Origin of the sequence: Mesorhizobium sp. M0159 (genome assembly GCF_040322295.1) — a bacterium.
Lineage (GTDB): Bacteria > Pseudomonadota > Alphaproteobacteria > Rhizobiales > Rhizobiaceae > Mesorhizobium.
In genome coordinates this window covers 79,248-99,123 of record NZ_JAMYTF010000023.1, presented here as the reverse complement: position 1 = coordinate 99,123, position 19,876 = coordinate 79,248, and the positions used below count along the sequence as shown (strand labels likewise).

The window sequence follows — 19,876 nt, the reverse complement described above, 5'->3', positions numbered from 1 at the left end:
ACCAAAACCCCGGATAACGCTCTCGGCCGCGGTCCCGTGGGCGCGTTTTTGTTAAAAAGAAACATAAAAAACCCCGCGCGGCCCATGGGCTGCGCGGGATTTTTTTTAATCAGAAAGTCTGGCTAATGCACGGAAAGGCTTAGAAAAAGCCCTTCCGTTGCCACCAGCCGGCACGCTTCGGCTTGTCCTCGGCCTTTGCTTCCTCGGTCTTTGCCTCGTCGGGGACGATCGAGGAGACGACCGGCACGACCGGAGCATCCACCGGTACGGGCTTGCGCCGCGACGGCCGGACCTTCGGCGTTTCCTCGGCAGCCGCCGCTTCGGTCTCCTGCGGAACCGGCGTGGGGGTCTCGCCGGAAGTCACTGAGGCGGCCTCGGCAGCCGATGTATCGGCGCCCGCAATCTCGGCAACCGCATCCGCCGCAACCTTCTTCGGCTTGGCGGTACGGCGCGGCTTCTTCGGCTTTTCGGCGCTCGGCATGTCGTCGTTCGCCGGAGCGAGCACCGCAAGCTCTTCGGCCGGCGGCGCACCTTCCGGCTCGCCGGTTACGGGCTCTGCTTCCGACACGGCACCTTCCGTCATGGCGGCTGGCTCGCCGGGGGCAGCTTCCAAGCCGTCCTCGCCGTCCTCACGGCGATTGCGCTTGCCGCCGCGCTTGCCGCGCCGGCGCTTCTTGCCGTGACCGTCGTCCGCCGCTTCCGCCGTTTCGGCAACACCGGCCGGCGCTTCACGTTCCGCTTCGGCGCCTTGATCGCCGGCCGCTACGAAGGCATCGTCCATCGGCGCCGAAACGGAAGCACCTTCCACAGCAGCGCCATGCTCGCGATCGCCATGTTCACGTTCCCCGTGTTCACGATCCCCGTGTTCACGATCCTTGCCGCCGCGCCGTCTGCGGCGCTTGCGGCGCTTGCGATCGCGGCCTTCGCCGTCCTCGCCGGACCTTGGCTGCTGCGGCTGCTGGGCAGGGCGTGGCTGCTCGGCCTGCACCGGTGCCTCGTCTTCCTCTTCGATGACGATCTCGTCCTCGGGTTCTTCCGGCTCGACATAGGCCGGGAACGTGCGCGCCTCGACAAAGCCTTCCGGCTTTTCGGCCAGCGCGCCGCGGAAGATGGCATAGTGTTGTGCACCGACCGCGTCATCGGCTTCGATGGTGATGGTCACGCCGAAGCGGTGCTCGAATTCCACCAGCGTGCCGCGCTTGTGATTGAGCACATAGAGCGCGGTCGCCGCCGGCGTCCGCACCGTGATGTGGCTGCGCGAATCCTTGAGCAGGAATTCCTCGATTGCCCGCACCACCATCAGCGCGACCGACGAATCGGAGCGCACATGGCCGGTGCCGCCGCAATGCGGGCAAGGCTTCATGGTCGATTCCAGCACGCTGGCACGGATGCGCTGGCGCGACATCTCCATCAGGCCGAAATGCGAGATGCGGCCGACCTGGATGCGGGCACGATCGTTCTTGAGGTGATCCTTCAGCCGCTTCTCGACGGAGCGGTTGTTGCGGTTCTCCTCCATGTCGATGAAGTCGATGACGATGAGGCCGGCGAGATCGCGCAGCCTTAATTGCCGGGCGACTTCCTCGGCGGCTTCCAGATTGGTGTGAAGTGCGGTGTCCTCGATCGAGTGCTCCTTGGTGGAACGGCCCGAATTGACGTCGATGGCGACCAGCGCTTCCGTCTGGTTGATGATGATGTAGCCGCCGCTCTTCAGCGTCACCTGCGGCTGCAGCATGCGGTCAAGCTGCGCTTCGATGCCGTTGCGCACAAAAATCGGCGTCGTGTCGCGGAACGGCTGAACCACCTTGGCGTGGCTCGGCATCAGCATGCGCATGAAGTCCTTGGCCTCGCGGTAGCCTTCTTCGCCGGAAACCAGGATCTCGTCGATATCCTTGTTGTAAAGGTCGCGCACCGAGCGCTTGATCAGGCTGCCTTCCTCATAGACCAGGGCAGGGGCCGTCGATTGCAGCGTCAGATTGCGGACGTTTTCCCAAAGCCGCATCAAATATTCGTAGTCGCGCTTGATCTCTGCCTTGGTGCGGCTTTCGCCGGCCGTACGCAGGATGACACCCATGCCTTGCGGCACTTCGAGATCGGCGACCACTTCCTTCAGCCGCTTGCGGTCCTGCGCATTGGTGATCTTGCGCGAAATACCGCCGCCGCGTGCCGTGTTCGGCATCAGCACCGAATAGCGGCCGGCCAGTGACAGGTAGGTGGTCAGCGCTGCACCCTTGTTGCCGCGCTCTTCCTTGACGACCTGTACCAGCAGGATCTGCCGGCGCTTGATCACTTCCTGGATCTTGTACTGGCGGCGCACCGGCTTGCGGCGGTTGCGCACTTCTTCCAGCGCGTCCTCGGCGCCGACCGATTCGACCTCGTGATCGTCCGGATGCGAGGATTGCACCTCTTCCAGCATGCCGCGATCATTGTCTTCGGACGTCGCTTCGCCGCTTGTCTCGGCCCCGCTTGTCTCGACTTGTGGGACGGCTTCGGAGATTACGTCGGCATCGACGCTGGCAGCGATGGAACTCGATCCGCCTTCGGAAGGCTCGGTCTCGCCGCTATCGGCGACTTCTTCACTCTGTCCAGCGCCATCCTCGCTCTGTCCGGCAGTGTCGGACGTGGTGTTGTCGGCAACGGCATCCAGCTTTTCTGCGACGGCACCTTCGCCGTTCTCGCCATTCTCACCGTCGGCCGCGCCTGCCTCGCGCCTGTGCTCGCCGCGGTCGCGGCTCTTGCCGCCGCGCCGGCGTCCGCGCTTGCCACGGTCGCGGCTCTGGCGGTCCTCGCCTTCGGCGGCTTCCTCGTCCTCTTCGTCCTGGGCTTCCTGTGCTTCCGCACGCAGCAGCGCCTGACGGTCGGCGACCGGAATCTGGTAGTAGTCGGGATGTATTTCACTGAAGGCGAGGAAACCGTGACGGTTGCCGCCATATTCGACAAAGGCTGCCTGGAGGGAAGGTTCGACGCGCGTTACGCGGGCGAGATAGATATTTCCTTTGAGCTGCTTCTTGTCCTGGGATTCAAAGTCGAATTCTTCAATACGGTTACCGCGAACGACGACAACGCGTGTTTCCTCCGGGTGGGAGGCGTCTATCAGCATTTTGTTGGGCATTATTTCGTTTCCTCCCGGCAGCCGTCGGCCGCAGCTTGCAGGACACTGCCCGCTGCCGTGGACCTGGAACATGGGTGCCGGACAATTGAACGTCCGCCGGCCGCTGCCTGAGCGCCATGGCGGTGCCGCCCGCAGCCGTAGTGGCGCGGTTTGTTGCGGACCTTTCCATGATTGCGCTTGAAGCCATCGTCACCAGCAGAACCTTTTGAACCAAAGCCCGGGAAAAACCGGACCAGCTTGTTTGCTCATACAGAGCCGGCACGGGACAATCCCGGCCGTTTTGCTCACGCAGGCGATTCCCCCGCCACGGGAGCACGCCTGCGAAAATCGTCGCGATCACCGATGCCTTCTTCGCCTGAAGCGAAAGGAGCCGTCTTGCGTCTGACCTGTAGCAGGAAGCTGCGGAGGAGGACGGTTCCAGGATTGCAGTGATCCACCATCGCTTTTATGATTTGGCGGGTTGGAAGGCAACCCCGATTCCCGATGCCGGCAAAAAGCCGTTCCGCAGCGGAAGCCCCGGTCCCAAGCCTTCCATGAAAAGGCTTGGTTAACCTTCTCTGGATACCAATCGTTAATCGAGTTCGCGGCCTGCCAGCACTTTGACAAGCAATAGGGCACTTCGACAAGCGATCGGGCATGACGCCAACGGGAGCGATTGGTAGAAAGATGGGACTGGCAGGCTTCGCAGACAAGGGCCGTCATCATGGAGGCTGGTTCTTCCGCACCGCCTGCCTGCTGCCGCTGATCCTGGTTTGCCTGGTCTTTTCGCCGCTTTCGCGTGCTGCCGACGCACCGCTCGGCGCCATAAGCTACAAGATGGCCGGCGATGCCACCAAGATGCGCATCGTCATCAATTTCGACCGCGAGCCCGACATCAAATGGTTCCTGCTGCGCGGCCCCAATCGCCTGGTCATCGATCTCCCGGCCACGAGATTCGCCCTCAATGCCAAGGATATGAAGCCGCGCGGGCTTGTCCGCGCCGTGCGTTACGGCGGACTCGGCGAGGGGAAATCGCGGCTGATTCTCACCGGCAAGGGACCGTTCGCCGTCGACAATCTCGACGTGCTCAAGAACGATGACGGCAACGGCTACCGCATCGCCATCGACATGTCGGCGGCCTCGCAGCGGGAATTCGACGCAGCGCTCGCCAATCAGGCGCTGACCACCGGTTCGACGGTCTCCGCCGACAAGGCCGGCAGGGTCGGTACCGGGCCGGTCTCCAATCCGGGCCATCGTTTCACCGTCGTCATCGATCCCGGCCATGGCGGCATCGACGGCGGCGCCGAGGGCCTGAACGGGACGGTCGAGAAGAACGTGACGCTCGCCTTCGCCATGGAACTGCGCGACAAGCTCGCCGCCGGCGGCAAATACGACGTGTTCCTGACACGTGAGACCGACATGTTCCTGCGGCTCGACGACCGCGTGCGCATTGCCCGCCAGCATGAGGCCGATCTGCTCATCTCGATCCATGCCGACACGATCAGCCTCAAGGGCATTCGCGGCGCAACGGTCTACACCGTGTCCGACAAGGCTTCCGATCCCGAGGCGCAGGCGCTTGCCGACCGTGAAAATCTTTCCGACCAGTTCGCCGGCATGGAGATCAAGGACGACAGCAAGGAAGTGACCGATATCCTGATCGACCTGATCCGCCGCGAGACGCATAATTTTTCGATGAGCTTCGCCCATACTCTCGTCGGACAGCTTTCCACCAGCGTCGGTCTGATCAACAACCCGCAGCGTTCTGCCGGCTTCAAGGTGCTGAAAGCGCCGGACGTTCCATCCGTGCTGGTCGAACTCGGCTATCTGTCGAACGCCAAGGACGAAGCGCAATTGCTCAGCGCCGATTGGCGCAACAAGGCGACCCAGAGCATAACCAACGCCGTTGCCCTGTTTGCTTCGGCCAAGAGCGGAACGGGGGCCGGAGGCTGAAATGTCCGCCGGCGCCCACAACCTGAAGCAGCGTTGCACGGCGACAACACCCTGTGCTTTTATTTCCGGCATTCGAAACCGAAATTCCGCGCTGCCGTATTTTGCCCACATGGTCGCGACATGGATTTTGCGATTACGGTTTGGGATCGTCCCGAAAGCTTGCGCGAAGGGCGGCTTCGTTTAGGAAATTCCCGAACCAAGGACTGGAGCGGGTATGATTCGTCTCATTGGCTATTTCTTCGGCATCGGCACGACGCTGGCCCTTTTGGTCGCGGCGGGCGTGGCGATCTATATCGGCCATTTGTCGAAGGACCTGCCCGATTACGAGGTGCTGGCCAAATACGAGCCGCCGGTGACGACCCGCATCCACGCGTCGGATGGCGCGCTGATGGCCGAATATGCGCGTGAGCGGCGGCTTTATCTGCCGATTCAGGCGATCCCGGACCGTGTCAAGGCGGCCTTCCTGTCGGCCGAGGACAAGAACTTTTACAATCACCCCGGCATCGACGTGACCGGCCTTGGCCGGGCCATTGTCGTCAACCTGCAGAATGTTGGCTCGGGAAAGCGCCAGGTCGGCGCCTCGACCATCACCCAGCAGGTGGCGAAGAACTTCCTGTTGTCTTCAGACCAGACCTACGAGCGCAAGATCAAGGAGATGATCCTCGCCTTCCGCATCGAGCAGGCCTACTCAAAGGATCGCATTCTCGAGCTCTATCTCAACGAGATTTTCTTCGGCTTCGGCGCCTATGGCGTCGCCGGTGCTGCGCTAACCTATTTCGACAAATCGGTGAACGAGCTCACCGTGGCCGAAGCCGCCTATCTCGCCTCTCTGCCGAAGGGGCCGAACAACTACCATCCCTTCAAGCATGCCGATCGCGCCTTGGAGCGCCGCAACTGGGTGATCGACCAGATGGTCGAGAACGGTTACGTCACGCATGAGGAAGGCGAGAAGGCCAAGGCCGAGCCGCTCGGCGTCACGCCGCGCCGCACCGGCAACTATCTCTTCGCCGGGGAGTATTTCACCGAGGAAGTGCGTCGCCAGATCATCGCGCGCTATGGCGAGAATGCGCTCTACGAGGGCGGCCTTTCCGTCCGCACGACGCTCGATCCGAAGATGCAGCTGATTGCCCGCAAGGCCATGCAGAACGGACTTATGAAGTTCGACACGCTGCGCGGCTACCGCGGGCCGGTCACGAGCATCGACGTTTCCGGCGACTGGGGTGTGCCGCTGGGCAACGTCAAGCGGTTGGAGGACGTGCCGGAATGGTCGCTCGCCGTCGTGCTCGACAGCTCGACCACCGGCCTGTCCATCGGCCTGCAGCCGACGCGCCAGATCTCCGGCGAAATCGTCAAGGACCGCGTCGAAGGCACTGTCAGCAAGGAAGACATGAGCTTCGCCATGCGCCACGTGGTCGACGGCAGGACCGTCAAGGCGAAGTCGCCCGCCGACGTGCTGAAGCCGGGCGACGTGATTTTCGTGCAGAAGAACGACGGCTCGGACAACAGCTACAGCTTGCGCCAGGTTCCCGAAGTGGAAGGCGGCCTGATCGCCATGGACCCGCATACCGGACGCGTCCTGGCCATGGTCGGCGGTTTCTCCTACGCGCAGTCGGAGTTCAACCGGGCGACGCAGGCCATGCGCCAGCCGGGATCGTCGTTCAAGCCGATCGTCTATTCGGCCGCCCTCGACAATGGCTATACGCCCGCCTCGGTGATCATGGACGGGCCGATCACCATCCAGAGCGGCAACACGACCTGGACGCCCAAGAACTACGACGGAACGGTGGCCGGCCCGGCGACGTTGCGCTCCGGCATCGAGAAATCGCGCAACCTGATGACGGTGCGGCTTGCCAACGACATGGGCATGAAGCTGGTCGTGGAATATGCCGAGCGTTTCGGCGTCTACGACCACCTGGCGCCGTATCTGCCGATGGCGCTGGGATCCGGCGAGACGACGGTGATGCGCATGGTGTCGGCCTATTCGATCATGGCCAATGGCGGCAAGTCGATCAAGCCATCGCTGATCGACCGCATCCAGGATCGCTACGGCAAGACCGTCTTTAGGCAGGACGAACGCGGCTGCTCAAACTGCAATGCCGCCGAGTGGCAGGACCAGCCAGAGCCGGAGCTGGTTGACAACTCCGAGCAGGTGCTCGATCCGATGACGGCCTACCAGATCACATCGATGATGGAGGGCGTCGTGCAACGCGGTACCGGCGCCACCATCAACGAACTCGGCCGTCACATCGCCGGCAAGACCGGAACGACCAACGACGAAAAGGATGCCTGGTTCATCGGCTATACGCCGAACCTCGTTGTCGGCCTCTATATGGGCTACGATCAGCCGAAAGGTCTTGGCAAGGGCGCGACCGGCGGCGGCCTTGCCGCGCCGATCTTCAAGGATTTCATGCGCGTGGCGCTGGATGGCACGCCCAATGTCGACTTCAAGGTTCCGGAAGGCATGAAGCTGATTGCGATCAATCGCAAGACCGGCATGCGGGCCAACGCGGGCGACGCCGGAACCATCATCGAAGCCTTCAAACCGGGTACCGGTCCCGCCGACAGCTACTGGGTGATCGGCATGGGTGCGGACGGCTCCAACGCCACCGGCGGGGCGCTGTCGCCGCAGGCCAACCAGGCCATCCAGTCGGGCGGCGGCGGGCTCTACTGACAATCGCTACATCGGGTCGGGCCGGCTTGACGATGATGGTCGAGCCGGTCCATTCCGCTTTACAGGGGCCGGTACATTACAGGGGCCGGCGCTTTACAGGAGACCGTGCCGTCCCTATGTATCGCGCCACCAAACCGCCATCCAGCAACAGGACAGAACAGCCAGCCATGCGCGCGGAAACGCAAAACATTGTCGACGAGATCAGGCAGGCGATCACCCTGCTGAGGAGGCATCTTTGACTGGGACCAAGCCATAAAGCGGCTTGAGTACCTGAACGTCCGTGCCGAGGATTCGAGCCTCTGGAACGAGCCGTTGGAAGCGCAAAAGCTGATGCGCGAGCGTCAGGGCCTCGAGGAAGGTATTGCCGCGGTCAAAGGCCTCACCCAGGCCTTGGAAGACAATATCGGCCTGATCGAGCTTGGCGAGGAAGAGGGCGACGAGGGCGTCGTTGCGGAGGCCGAGGCGGCGATCCGCTCGATGCGCGGCGAGGCCAAGGCGCGCCAGATCGAAACGCTGTTGTCGGGCGAGGCGGACGCCAACGATAGCTATCTGGAAGTTCATGCCGGCGCCGGCGGCACCGAAAGCCAGGACTGGGCCTCGATGCTTCTGCGCATGTATACGCGCTGGGCCGAGCGCCGCCGCTTCAAGGTCGAAGTGCTGGAAGTGCATGACGGTGAAGAAGCCGGCATCAAGTCCGCCACGCTGCTGATCAAGGGCCACAACGCCTACGGCTGGCTGAAGACGGAATCCGGCGTGCATCGTCTCGTGCGCATTTCGCCGTATGACAGCAATGCGCGCCGCCACACCTCCTTCGCCAGCGTCTGGGTCTATCCCGTCATCGACGATACGATCGACATCGACGTTTCCGAATCCGACGTCCGTATCGACACGTATCGGTCGTCGGGATCGGGCGGCCAGCACGTCAACACCACCGATTCGGCCGTGCGCATAACCCATCTCGCCACCGGCATCGCGGTTGCCTGCCAGGCCGAGCGCTCCCAGCACAAGAACAAGGCCAAGGCCTGGGAAATGCTGCGCTCGCGGCTTTACGAGGAAGAGCTGAAGAAGCGCGAAGCTGTGGCGAACGCCACCGAAGCGTCGAAGAGCGATATCGGCTGGGGCCACCAGATACGGTCCTACGTGCTGCAGCCCTATCAGTTGGTGAAAGATCTGCGCACCGGTGTCGAGAGCACCAGCCCGTCGAGCGTGCTCGACGGCGACCTCGATGATTTCATGGAAGCCTCGCTGTCGCAGCGGATCGAGGGTGGCGCCGGCGAAACGGTGGCCGATATCGACTGAGGCCGCCGGGCACCAATCCGGCAGGAATGTGGGTTCATCACGCGAGAGTTACGGCCATCGTGCGAGAGTGACGAGCTCTCAATTTGCACCTACCTGTCGTTCTACAACTTTGTTTTTCGTAGAGTTTTTCAAAATCGATTTCGGCTTTTGACGCGGATGCCTCGGGCCTGCCGGTGCCAAGCCTGGAACCAGCGCGAGCCAAATCCCGTTATTGGCGATCCCGCTGCCGGGGTTGACCAGGTTTCGTCAATCAGGACGGCAGGTTGGTTCCAGTTGCAGAGGTCGGCGTTCGGTTGCGACAGCAATTCCTTGCGCCAACCAAGGAATCAGCCCAGCATTCATGCGCTGGGGAGGAAAAAGCATTTATGGCCGGACGCGGCGTATCTGCGACCTGACGATCCGGCCACTGGGAAGACACGTTCCGGGAACGGGCAAGCGAAATGCTTGACAACCGTTGATAGGAACTGCGCTCATGCCTGCTCTCACAACCAGACCGGCCCCAGTCGCCCGCACGGCGCGCCGACTCCTGAATTCACTTGTCGCGGCAGTGGTTTTGATTGCTGCCGCCATTCCATTTGCGGCGCCTGCTCTGGCGCATGATGCCAAGCCGACCGCGGCAATGCCGCAAGGCTGGAGCTATCCGTTCTCCTGCTGCTCGGGCTATGATTGCCGCGAGGTCTCTCAGACATCGATCAGCGAACGTCCCGAGGGCTATGTCATCAAAGGAACCGGGGAAGTCGTGGCCTATAGCGACAAGCGGATCAAGAATTCGCCCGACGGCGAATATCATTGGTGCTCCGTTGCCGGTGCCAATGACGGAAAGACCATCTGCCTGTTCGTGCCCCCATCGTCCTACTAGCGCATGACGCCCAAAAGCTTGCCCACGGGCTGACCCGAGCGTGTGCAGCGGTTTTGGATCGATGGGCCTTCGATCTGTGCATCGCAGGCTCACAGGTCTGCTGACCGGCAGTTGTCAGGAGCGTTTCTTTATGCTGCCTTTGCCGTACGGGGCGGCGGCATTGTGAGGGACCAATTCATGACCATCAAGGCAAGCTGCCACTGCAAGGCGACGACGTTCGAGGTTTCGCAAGCGCCGCAGACAGTGACGCGATGCACCTGTTCCTTCTGTTCGAAACGCGGTTCGTTGTGGGCCTATTACACCCCATCGCAATTCAGACTCACCAGCCCGCCGGAGAATGTTTCGTTCTACCAGTGGGGATCGAAAACCATAAAACACGGTTTTTGCGCCACCTGCGGCTGCGGCACCTTCACCGAGACGCCGGACTGGTCGACAGGCGAGCCGAATTTCGACAATCCGAAGATCAGCGTGAACTCGCGGCTGTTCGACGATTTCGATCTCGACAAGGTCGAAGTGGTGGTCATCGACGGCAAGAATCTCTGGTAGCCGATCGAATTGGGGTGGTCGCGCGAGCCGCTGCAGGCGTGTGGAATTGAGCCGGGGAAAGCCGCGGCAACGGCTTTTGCTGGTCCGTTTTTCGCCGCATTTCATGGTACAAGTCGCTGGAAGGGCTGATGCGGTGCGCCGTTGCGCGACCGTGGAATGGAGAGGGACCACCATATGAAAAAGATTGTGCTCGCCGTCGTGGCGACGGCTGTGCTCGTGAGCGCATGCACCACCGATCCCTACACCGGGGAACAGAAGGTTTCCAACACCGCTGCCGGCGCCGGTCTCGGTGCTTTGGCGGGTGCCGGGCTCGGCATGCTTGCCGGCGGTAACGACCGCCGCAACGCGCTGATCGGCGCGGGCATCGGCGCGCTTGCCGGCGGTGCCATCGGTGCCACCATGGACCAGAACGAGGCCGAACTGCGCCGACAGCTTCAGGGCACCGGCGTCAGCGTCACCCGCACCGGCGACCAGATCATCCTCAATATGCCGTCCGACATCACCTTCAACGTCGACCAGGACGCGGTGAAGGCCGGTTTCTATCCGGTGCTGAATTCGGTTGCCCTTGTGCTGAAAAAGTTCCGGCAGACCACCGTCGACGTGTTCGGCCACACCGACTCGACCGGCGGCGACGAGCACAATTTCGACCTGTCGCAGCGCCGTGCTTTGGCGGTCGCCAACTATCTGTCCGGACAGGGCGTCGATTCCCGCCGCTTCGCCGTCACCGGCTTCGGCAAGACGCGTCCGATCGCCTCCAATGCGACGGCTGCCGGCCGGGCTCAGAACCGCCGCGTCGAGATCCAGCTGTCGCCGCTCACCTGAGGCAAGCACATGAACCGAGAGCGGCCCCGCAAGGGGCCGCTCTAATGGTTATGCCGGACCACCGGCCGCCGGCGCCCTTCGTTCGCGATATCAGGACCGGGCCGGCTGATCGACAATTGCGGCAACGATCCGGCGCACGATCGGAAGCACAATCAGCAGGCTGGGAAACGCAACAAGCCATGAAGCGCCCCACGCATAGCTCCAGGCCGCTATAAACCCGTTCGTCCAGCCTGCGCCGATTGCCGTCGAAACCGCCGAGACAATCGAGGACATCAGAATCGAAAGAACCAACGGCATCACCACCGCGCCGTAGGAGGGCGGCAGCTTTCTCAACTTGAAGGCTCGGTCCGGTGATGCTTGCATCGAAATCTCCTAATAAAAAAATATGCGTAGGCGCTATTGTGAGGACGATCAGGCGGCATATGCCGTCTGCAGCGCCAATTCCCGAATGAAGCTTCGCAGCGAACGCGGCTCGCGGCCAAGCACGGCACGCAACGTCAGGCTGTTCCCGCCGAGGCCGTATTTGGCGTAGTGGCTGTGTACTTTGGCCAGCATCTGCAACTGCCGGTCCGTATAGGGAAGGCGGGCCTTCGCCGCCCAGTCCTGAAATGTCGGCTCGCCCGCCGAAACCGGCCGGCCAAGCGCTTCGCTCATCATGGCGACGACCTCTTCGCGGCTGTGCATACCGTCGGCGCACAGCTCGAGGGTCGCATAGGACAAACGCGCTTCGGTCAGTGCGATTGCCGCAACTTCAGCCACATCGCGATAGTCGACGCGGGCGAGCTTCGCCGTCCTTGGAAACGGCTCGGCGAAAACGCCGTGCTCGACGACGGACGGCCAGGCCGCCGCGATATTTTGCATGAAATTGGCCGGGTGCAGAATGGTGTACTCCATGTTCGTCGAATAGAGGGCAGCTTCAACGGGTACCTTGCTTGCATGGTTTTCCAGCCTCGTATTGGTCGGCTGGATCACCGACGAAAAGACGAACTTTCGAACGCCTGCTCGCGCCGCCGCCTCAACCATGGCAACCCCCATGGCGGCTTCGTCGGGAGCAAAGGCCGGTCCGATGTGAAAGACACCGTCGACACCTTCCACGGCCTGCTCAAGGCTCCGATGGTCGCGCAGATCTCCGATCGCGATCTCGGATGCACCGGCTTTCTGGGCTTTTTCGGCACTCGCGGCGTCACGAACAAGCGCCCGAATCCTGGCATTGCGGCGGACGAGTTCAGGCACCACCAAACCGGCAACGCGGCCTGCGGCGCCTACGATCAGGACCGTTGGACTGGGTGTTCGCATGACGATCTCCTTCCCTCAAGTCTGCCTTTCGGCCTATGCAGGGAAGATAAAATCTAGCGAACTGCGTTACAATTGATCGATTTTGCGATAGTTTCTCCCGATTTTCGGGAGAAAGGAGCGATGAGCCGGATAGATGATTTCGAAGCCTTCATTGCCATTGTCGAGCACGGCAGCCTGACGGCTGCCGCACGCCGGCTGAACCGCTCACTGCAGTCGGTCAGTCGGTCCTTGGCGACATTGGAGGAATCCATCGGGGTCGAGCTTCTGCACAGGACGACACGCCGCTCGACGCCGAGCGAAGCCGGAGCGGCTTTTTTCCAGCGCATCAAACCCGCCGTCGAGGAAATTAACGAAGCCAGGCTTCAGGCGGCCAACCGACGGTCGGAGCCGTCGGGCATCCTGCGTGTGAGTGCCCCGGTTCTGTTCGGCCCGGATTTCCTGATGCCGGTCATCGCCGACTGTATGCGGACATATCCCCGCGTCGAGGTTGACCTCCAGCTTTCCGATGAATTTGTCGATCTTGATGCCGAGGGTCTCGATTTGGCGGTCCGGATCGGCAATTTGCCGGATTCCAATTTACGTGCGAAGCGGCTGGGGGCGTTGCGGCGCGTCGTGTTCGGCGCACCTGCCTACTTCCAGCAACGCGGCCGACCGGCCCATCCGCTTGAATTGCGTGAGCACGATTGCATCGTACGAACTGTCGACGGCCGCCCGGGCGAATGGATGTTTCAGATTGAAGGCAAGCCCCGGTCGGTGAAGGTCGCGGGCACTTTCCGGTCGAATTTGATGATATCCATCTATGCAGCCGCGGTTCACGGATTGGGTCTGGGCTACTCGCCGCTTTGGCAGATAAAACACCTGGTGGACGACGGCCGCCTGGAACTGGTTCTGACCGAATTCGAGCCTGTGCCGGTGCCGATACACGCCGTGTGGCCGGAAGGCAGATCATCCTCCGCCAAAGTTCGCGCTTTTCTGGACCTGCTGGCATCCCGCCTGGAGCTCAAGAACCTTTAGGGCGCAAAACTAATCTGAGCGCCGATCTTACCTCATCGACATCAAGTTCGTGATCAGAACTGCCTTGGCGGCGTTGACCACGGGTTGATGGACCTCCGAATGACCGATGTCATTCAGCTGATCGGTCGTCAAATTTGCCAATGCCCTGCGTCTTGCGACGGTCCGCCGCCACCCCGTGAAGGCAGTGATCATCATTGCTGCGCTTTTCAGGCCAGACCCAAGCCAGCGGCGTTTGGACGCGCTGCTGCCGGCGCGAGTTCCCGTGTGAGCCATTTCTTAGTCTCCCGTTTCGAGTTTGCGGGTGGGAGCGTGCCACGCAGGTGTTTTCGGGCTGTTCGGCTGTGCGTGAACAATTGGGAGGAGTCCGACGATCCGCCGTTAAATCGGTGTTAAATCAATCTACCGAGATGCTATTCTGTCGCTGCGGTCAAAGTCTGGAGACGATTTGTGCGCATCCGGTTGCTTGGTGGCCTGGAGGTTACTTCCCCGGAGCACCGGCCCGTCCGGTTCGCCACACGCAAGACTTCGCTTCTTTTTGCTGCTCTGGTTCTCGCAGGCCGCCGCGGCCATCGTCGCGAGCAGCTTTCCGAAGCCTTTTGGCCGGGGCGAAGCAATGGGCAAGCCCGCAATAGTCTGCGGCAAGCGCTTGTCGACATCAGGCGCTCGTTCCCGGCCAGCTTGGATGCCACCGTCTACATCGATGGGGATCAGGAAACCGTTGCGCTGATTGCCGGACCGGATGAGGCGGACATCTCGATCTTCGACCGGAAATTAGAGGAGGGCCGAACCACCGATCTCGCCTTCGCCGCCGATCTCTACCGCGGTGAGCTGCTTGCCGGGCAAACGATTCCTGACGAACTGGACGAGTGGTTTGGACCGTATCTGAGCAAGTATCAGCGCAAGGCGCTGCAGTTGGTCGATCGGCTGAGCCTGGCGCTGCCCGCACCCGGCTCAGCGGAAGAGACGGCCTGCGAAGGGCTCGCGGAGAGATTGCTCGCCTCGGATCCGACGGCGGAGGCAGCCCATCGGGCGCTTATCCGCATCCACGCTCATCGAGGTCACGAAAACGCGGCCTTGCGCCAGGTCGAGCTGTGTCGGGCAGCTTTAAAAAAACATCTGAATGCGGACCCAGAGGAGCAGACAAGCTCACTTGCGGCTTCCCTGCAGTCCCGTGAAAGAACTGAACGTCAGCGGCCTGAGCCAAGCTCTGCCGCCGCATCACTGGCGCAGGTTCTGGCGGCCCCGACGAGGCGCGACGACCAGCCGTCGATTGCGGTGCTGCCGTTTCAGAATCTAAGCGGTGATGTGGAGCAGGAATATTTCGCCGACGGCATGGTGGAAGACATTGTCACCGCCTTGGCTCACTTTCGTCACCTGTTCGTGGTCGCACGGAATTCGAGCTTCACCTACAGGGGACGGTCCATAGACATAAAGCAGGTCGGGCGTGAGCTGGGCGTGCGCTATGTGGTCGAGGGAAGTGTTCGCCGGGCGGGCGACCGCCTGCGCATCGCCGGGCAGCTCATCGACACCTCGACGGGGGCCTATCTCTGGGCCGACCGTTTTGATGGAACGCTCGCCGAAGTTTTCAGTCTGCAGGACCAGGTCGCCTCGAGCATCGTCGGCGCAATCACACCGAAAATGGAGGAGGCTGAGATCGAGCGTGCCAAACGCAAACCGACAGAAAGCCTCGATGCTTATGACTACTATCTCCGCGGGCTGGCGGCCTTTGACCGAACGATCACTAGTAGATCGGCGATTGACGACGCCTTGCGCCTCTTCATGAAGGCGATCGACCGTGACCCGGAGTTCGCGATAGCCCATGCGCGGGCGGCGCGGTGCTACGCTACCCGAAAAAGCAACGGCTGGATGGTCGACCGTGCAGAAGAGATTGCCGAAGCTACTCGACTGGCCAGGAGAGCGGTCGAACTCGGAAGGGACGATGCAATTGCGCTTTCCTACGGTGGATACGTCCTCGGCTACGTAGGCGGCGACCTTGATGATAGTGCGGCTTGCATCGATCGCGCGCTCGCTCTCAACCCGAACTTGGCCGCTGCTTTGGGCGTCAGCAGCTGGGTGAGGGCTTGCTTGGGCGAGCCAGGCAAGGCCATCGAGCACGCCGCGCTTGCCATGCGCCTAAGCCCATTGGATCCACGCCTGTTCGCTTGGCAGTTCAACACCGGGCTCGCTCATTTTTGTGCAGGCCACTACGATGACGCCGTCGCTTGGGCGGGAAAGTCGCTGCGGCACCAGCCGAACTACGTGAGCGCGATGCGTGTAGTGGCGGCGGGTCATGCCCTTGCGGGGCGCCTAACGGAAGCGCAGCAAATGATGGCCCGGCTTTGCGAGTTCGATCCCTCGCTGCGGCTTTCGAATCTCGCCGAGGTGCTGCCGCCGTTTTATCGACCGGACGATCGCAGCAGATATATCGAAGGCCTTCGCAAGGCGGGCCTGCCGGACTAACCCCATCTCAGCGCGAAGCGAGGCTGTCTTATGCAGGTTTCGGTGCTTCGCGCGTCCGCAGGACGCACAAGCGCTGCAGCATCAGACCTTGGCGACGATCCGCATGAAGGCCGGCATGTCGTCGCCGAAGCCGACGGTCGCGTCATTGTCTTCCTGTCGCTGGCGGGCAGGGCGCTCGCGCTGCGGCCTGGTGTCGCCGCGTTCGGGCGCGCGCCTTTCGTTGCGATCCGGCGAAGCCTTCCGTTCAGGTGAAGCCTGGCGTTCGCTGTTTTCCGACCGGATCGCCTCTTTGCGGGTACGCCGCTCGTCGATGTCGGCGACGGTGGCTTCGGCCACGACTGGCTGTTCCTCGCTAACCGCTTCCGGCGCCGCTTCCTCGCTGCGCTTGACGTGGCGTTCACGCGGTTTGCGCTCGCCCCTGTCCTTGGCGTCGGCGTCGTCCTTGCGGCCGGCACGGCGTGGCGCACCGCGGCCACGGCGCGGGGCCTCATCCTCGCCGCCTTCGCTGGCAACGACCGTCGACAAATCGCCGTCATGCCACTCGATCTTCGTGCCGATCAGCCGCTCGATGGCGTCGATGTATTTGGTGTCCGACTTGGTCGCGATGGTGAAGGATTTGCCCGAGCGCCCGGCGCGGCCGGTACGGCCGATGCGGTGGACGTAATCCTCCGCGTGGATCGGCACGTCGTAATTGAAGACATGGCTGACATCGGGAATGTCGAGGCCGCGCGCCGCGACATCCGAAGCAACGAGGTAGCGCAGCTTGCCGTCACGGAAATTGGCAAGCATCTGCATGCGCGCGCGCTGGTCCATGTCGCCATGCAGGGCGCCGGCGTCGAAATCATATTTCAGCAGCGAGCGGAACAGCTCCGATACCTCGATCTTGCGGTTGCAGAAGATGATGGCGTTCTTCAGCTCGGCATCCTCGGCTTTCATCAAATTGCGCAGCGTCTCGCGCTTGTCCCACGGCTTTGGCCCGGATTTCACCAGCCGCTGGATAATGTTGGTGGCGGCCGATGCTGCCTTCGACACTTCGACGCGCACCGGCGCGTGCAGGAATTTCTCGGTGAGCTTGGTGATTTCCGGCGGCATCGTCGCCGAGAAGAACAGCGTCTGCCTGGTGAACGGGATCATCTCGCAGATACGCTCGATGTCGGGGATGAAGCCCATGTCGAGCATGCGGTCGGCCTCGTCGATGACGAGGATCTCGACACCATTGAGCAGGAGCTTGCCGCGCTCGCGATGGTCGAGCAGGCGGCCGGGAGTCGCGATCAGCACATCGGCGCCGCGCTCGAGCTTCTTGTCCTGCTCGTCGAAGGACACGCCGCCGATCAGCAGTGCGATGTTGAGCTTGTGGTTCTTGCCGTATTTGACGAAGTTTTCCTCGACCTGCGCGGCGAGCTCGCGCGTCGGCTCGAGGATCAGCGTGCGCGGCATGCGGGCGCGGGCGCGGCCCTTTTCCAGCCGGGTGAGCATCGGCAGGACGAAGGACGCCGTCTTGCCGGTGCCGGTCTGGGCTATGCCCAGCACGTCCTTGCCGAGCAAGGCGTGAGGGATGGCGCCAGCCTGGATCGGCGTCGGCTCGGTGTAGCCGGCATCGGTAACTGCGGAAAGGACCTTCGGCGACAGGCCAAGGTCTGCAAAGGTCAACGCTTCTTGAGCGATCTGGGTGTCTGAGGACAAGTTTGGCTGTCTTTGGCTGGTTCGGGGGCGCAACATATGCAGTCGCGGCAAGCGCCGCGCGCCTGCAAGATTGGTATTGCAGGTAGGCGCAAGCCCACGATTTGTCAACACAAACGGGCGGCATTGGCGCGATTGTGAAGTCGTAACCTTAATCGCGATGCTTAATTTGCGCAGTGGCCGCTGCGCCGGCTCAATACCTGAACTGTTCGGCGAGAATGCGCTCGTTCCACGAATGGTTGGGATCGAACAGCAGCGTCGCCGTTGCCGTCGGCGATTCCCTCACCGTGACCGTCGTCACCGCCTTGACCTCGGTGTGGTCGGCGGCGGCATTCACCGGCCGCTTTTCCGGCTCCAGAATGTCGAAACGCACGATCGCCTTGTTGGAGAGCAGCGCGCCGCGCCCGCGGCGCGGACGAAACGGGCTGACCGGGGTCAGCGCCAGCAGCGGAGCGTCGAGCGGCAGGATCGGCCCGTGCGCCGACAGATTATATGCGGTCGAGCCGGCCGGCGTCGCAATCATCACGCCGTCGCAGTGCAATTCCTCCAGCCGCTCCTGCCCATCCACGGTGATGCGGATCTTGGCCGTCTGGTACGACTGGCGCCAAAGCGCGACCTCGTTGATCGCGAGCGCCGAAATCGTCTCGCCTTCGGCCGTCACCGCCTGCATCTCCAGCGGACGGATCGTTTCGGCAACGGCCGCCGCGATGCGCCCGGTCAAGCCGCTGGCGCGGTATTCGTTCATCAGGAAACCGATGGTGCCACGGTTCATGCCGTAGACCTTCTTTCCCGTGCTCATCGTCTCACGCAGGGTCTGCAGCAGAAAGCCGTCGCCGCCGAGCGCCACGACGATCCCGGCTTCTTCGACGGATGCCTGGCCGTAACGTGCAGAGAGGCTTTCCAGCGCTGCATTGGCGTCGGCTGTACCGGATGAGACGAAGGCGAAACGGCTGGCGGTTTTGCTCATGGCTCTCAACGACAACCGATTGGCGACGACCGTCTGGCGACCGATTGGCGGCGACCGGTTGCTGGGCCGCGCCAGCGCCGGGTTAGCATGGGTGGGCATTTCTGCAAAGGGAGGGAGGTGCCTGGAGATGGCGACCAAACAAGCCGCACTCGCGCATCATGTCGGAGGACAAAATGATGTGATGGTTAAGACTCGCCTTAAACTCTCGTAAAGCCGGATCGATCATGTTAGCCGGCAGCGGACGGGCGGCGTGGGGGCTAACCAGTCGAGGCCGATCTATTGCCGCTGGCACGCTTGATTATTGTCTTCCTGATGCTGGCAAGTTTTGCCCTGGCTTTCGCGGAACTGGTGCGCCAGTCGGAGGAAAAGAGCTTTAGACCCGAGCCCACGGCCTCACGCTGCGGCGACGCGGCGGGGACACCCTGTCCGCAAAGGGCGCTTTGACGCCACAGCGCCAGTGCTTATCGGGCTTGCAACAGATGGCAGCCGGCCTGGCGCTTTTGCGCGAGGTACTCGTCGACAAGCTGGCGATAGCGGACTTTGCCGAAGCTCGGGAAATGGCCGCCGTGCACGACCGAGACATCGAGATCGCGCATGCGCAGCAGCGTTTCGACATAATCGTCGATATCGGAGTGATAGACGTCGTCGATCAGCGGGCCGTCATAGATGATGTCGCCGGAAAACAGGATGCCCGTCCTGTTTTCGTAGAGCGCAATGCCGCCGGGTGAATGGCCGGGCGTGTGGATCACCTCGAAGGCACGGTCGCCGAGATCGACGATGTCGCCTTGCTCGAGCAACCGGCCGGCTGGTGCGGGCAGGATCTGGTAGCGCTTCGCGTCCCAACCTTGCGGCATGCCGTCGAACATCTCGTCAGTGGCATAGCGGTCGGCAACCGTCGATTCGTTGCGTGGATCGGCGAGGATTTCGGCCTCGGCAGGGTGCACGCAGCGGTCGGGAAATTCGTGATGGCAGCCGATATGATCGAAATGCGTGTGGCTGGCCACGCAGGTGAGCTTGCGCTCCGTGACCAGCGGCACGTGGCGGCGCAGGCTGAAATGGCCGAGGCCGGTGTCGAACAGAAGATCGCGGTCGCGGCCGCGCACATGCCAGATGTTGCAGCGGAAGAACGGCTTGATCCACGGCTCGTGGATCAGCGTCACGCCATCGCCCATGCGGATGGTTTCGTACCAGTGGCCGGCGTCGATGGTTGGAAGCGTGCTCATG

Annotated in this window: 14 protein-coding genes; 8 read left to right on the top strand and 6 right to left on the bottom strand. The window is 62.2% G+C overall.

The features are described 5' to 3' along the window. Positions 1 to 139 precede the first annotated feature (139 nt). Positions 140 to 3,109 (bottom strand): Rne/Rng family ribonuclease, encoded by a 2,970-nt coding sequence (locus tag NKJ32_RS21540; RefSeq protein WP_352828882.1) that lies wholly within the window; start codon positions 3,107 to 3,109, stop codon positions 140 to 142. A 666-nt stretch (positions 3,110 to 3,775) separates the two neighbouring features. Here NKJ32_RS21540 and NKJ32_RS21535 point away from each other — a divergent pair. The 6 genes from NKJ32_RS21535 (at position 3,776) to NKJ32_RS21510 (ending at position 11,235) form a co-directional block, all read left to right on the top strand. Then, complete coding sequence (locus tag NKJ32_RS21535) at positions 3,776 to 5,038, top strand: N-acetylmuramoyl-L-alanine amidase (protein ID WP_352570913.1); 1,263 nt, start codon at positions 3,776 to 3,778, stop codon at positions 5,036 to 5,038. Positions 5,039 to 5,252: 214 nt separating this feature from the next. After that, positions 5,253 to 7,709: a penicillin-binding protein 1A gene (locus NKJ32_RS21530; RefSeq protein WP_352570914.1), complete on the top strand. Its 2,457-nt coding sequence runs from the start codon at positions 5,253 to 5,255 to the stop codon at positions 7,707 to 7,709. Between the two features lie 167 nt (positions 7,710 to 7,876). After that, a protein-coding gene (prfB, locus tag NKJ32_RS21525) for a peptide chain release factor 2 (protein ID WP_156948021.1) occupies positions 7,877 to 9,008 on the top strand; the annotation gives its coding sequence in 2 pieces (ribosomal slippage) (positions 7,877 to 7,942 and positions 7,944 to 9,008; 1,131 coding nt in all). A gap of 472 nt (positions 9,009 to 9,480) precedes the next feature. Continuing rightward, on the top strand, positions 9,481 to 9,867 hold the full coding sequence (locus NKJ32_RS21520) for a hypothetical protein (protein ID WP_031212810.1): 387 nt from the start codon (positions 9,481 to 9,483) through the stop codon (positions 9,865 to 9,867). A 177-nt stretch (positions 9,868 to 10,044) separates the two neighbouring features. Further along, positions 10,045 to 10,413 (top strand): GFA family protein, encoded by a 369-nt coding sequence (locus NKJ32_RS21515; RefSeq protein WP_023679923.1) that lies wholly within the window; start codon positions 10,045 to 10,047, stop codon positions 10,411 to 10,413. Positions 10,414 to 10,587: 174 nt separating this feature from the next. Then, positions 10,588 to 11,235: a YiaD family glycine zipper/OmpA-like lipoprotein gene (locus NKJ32_RS21510; RefSeq protein WP_023679922.1), complete on the top strand. Its 648-nt coding sequence runs from the start codon at positions 10,588 to 10,590 to the stop codon at positions 11,233 to 11,235. Positions 11,236 to 11,325: 90 nt separating this feature from the next. Here NKJ32_RS21510 and NKJ32_RS21505 read toward each other — a convergent pair whose 3' ends face one another. Next, complete coding sequence (locus NKJ32_RS21505; protein ID WP_023679921.1) at positions 11,326 to 11,598, bottom strand: DUF2798 domain-containing protein; 273 nt, start codon at positions 11,596 to 11,598, stop codon at positions 11,326 to 11,328. Positions 11,599 to 11,646: 48 nt separating this feature from the next. Beyond that, entirely contained in the window at positions 11,647 to 12,531 is an 885-nt protein-coding gene (locus NKJ32_RS21500) for an NmrA/HSCARG family protein (protein ID WP_023679920.1), read from the bottom strand. 72 nt (positions 12,532 to 12,603) lie between these two features. Here NKJ32_RS21500 and NKJ32_RS21495 point away from each other — a divergent pair, with 72 nt between their 5' ends. Both NKJ32_RS21495 and NKJ32_RS21490 read left to right on the top strand, forming a co-directional pair. Next, positions 12,604 to 13,545 (top strand): LysR family transcriptional regulator, encoded by a 942-nt coding sequence (locus NKJ32_RS21495; protein ID WP_352570916.1) that lies wholly within the window; start codon positions 12,604 to 12,606, stop codon positions 13,543 to 13,545. Between the two features lie 447 nt (positions 13,546 to 13,992). Next, on the top strand, positions 13,993 to 16,005 hold the full coding sequence (locus tag NKJ32_RS21490; protein WP_352828879.1) for a BTAD domain-containing putative transcriptional regulator: 2,013 nt from the start codon (positions 13,993 to 13,995) through the stop codon (positions 16,003 to 16,005). 81 nt (positions 16,006 to 16,086) lie between these two features. Here NKJ32_RS21490 and NKJ32_RS21485 read toward each other — a convergent pair whose 3' ends face one another. The 3 genes from NKJ32_RS21485 to NKJ32_RS21475 all read right to left on the bottom strand — a co-directional run bounded on the left by NKJ32_RS21485 (position 16,087) and on the right by NKJ32_RS21475 (position 19,875). Beyond that, a complete protein-coding gene (locus NKJ32_RS21485; RefSeq protein WP_352570918.1) occupies positions 16,087 to 17,688 on the bottom strand; it encodes a DEAD/DEAH box helicase in 1,602 nt (533 codons plus the stop codon). 190 nt (positions 17,689 to 17,878) lie between these two features. After that, positions 17,879 to 18,652 (bottom strand): NAD kinase, encoded by a 774-nt coding sequence (locus NKJ32_RS21480; RefSeq protein ID WP_352705043.1) that lies wholly within the window; start codon positions 18,650 to 18,652, stop codon positions 17,879 to 17,881. Positions 18,653 to 19,113: 461 nt separating this feature from the next. Next, the gene (locus tag NKJ32_RS21475; RefSeq protein ID WP_352593835.1) at positions 19,114 to 19,875 is read right to left on the bottom strand and encodes an MBL fold metallo-hydrolase; all 762 of its coding nucleotides are present in this window, start codon (positions 19,873 to 19,875) and stop codon (positions 19,114 to 19,116) included. Position 19,876: the final 1 nt, after the last annotated feature.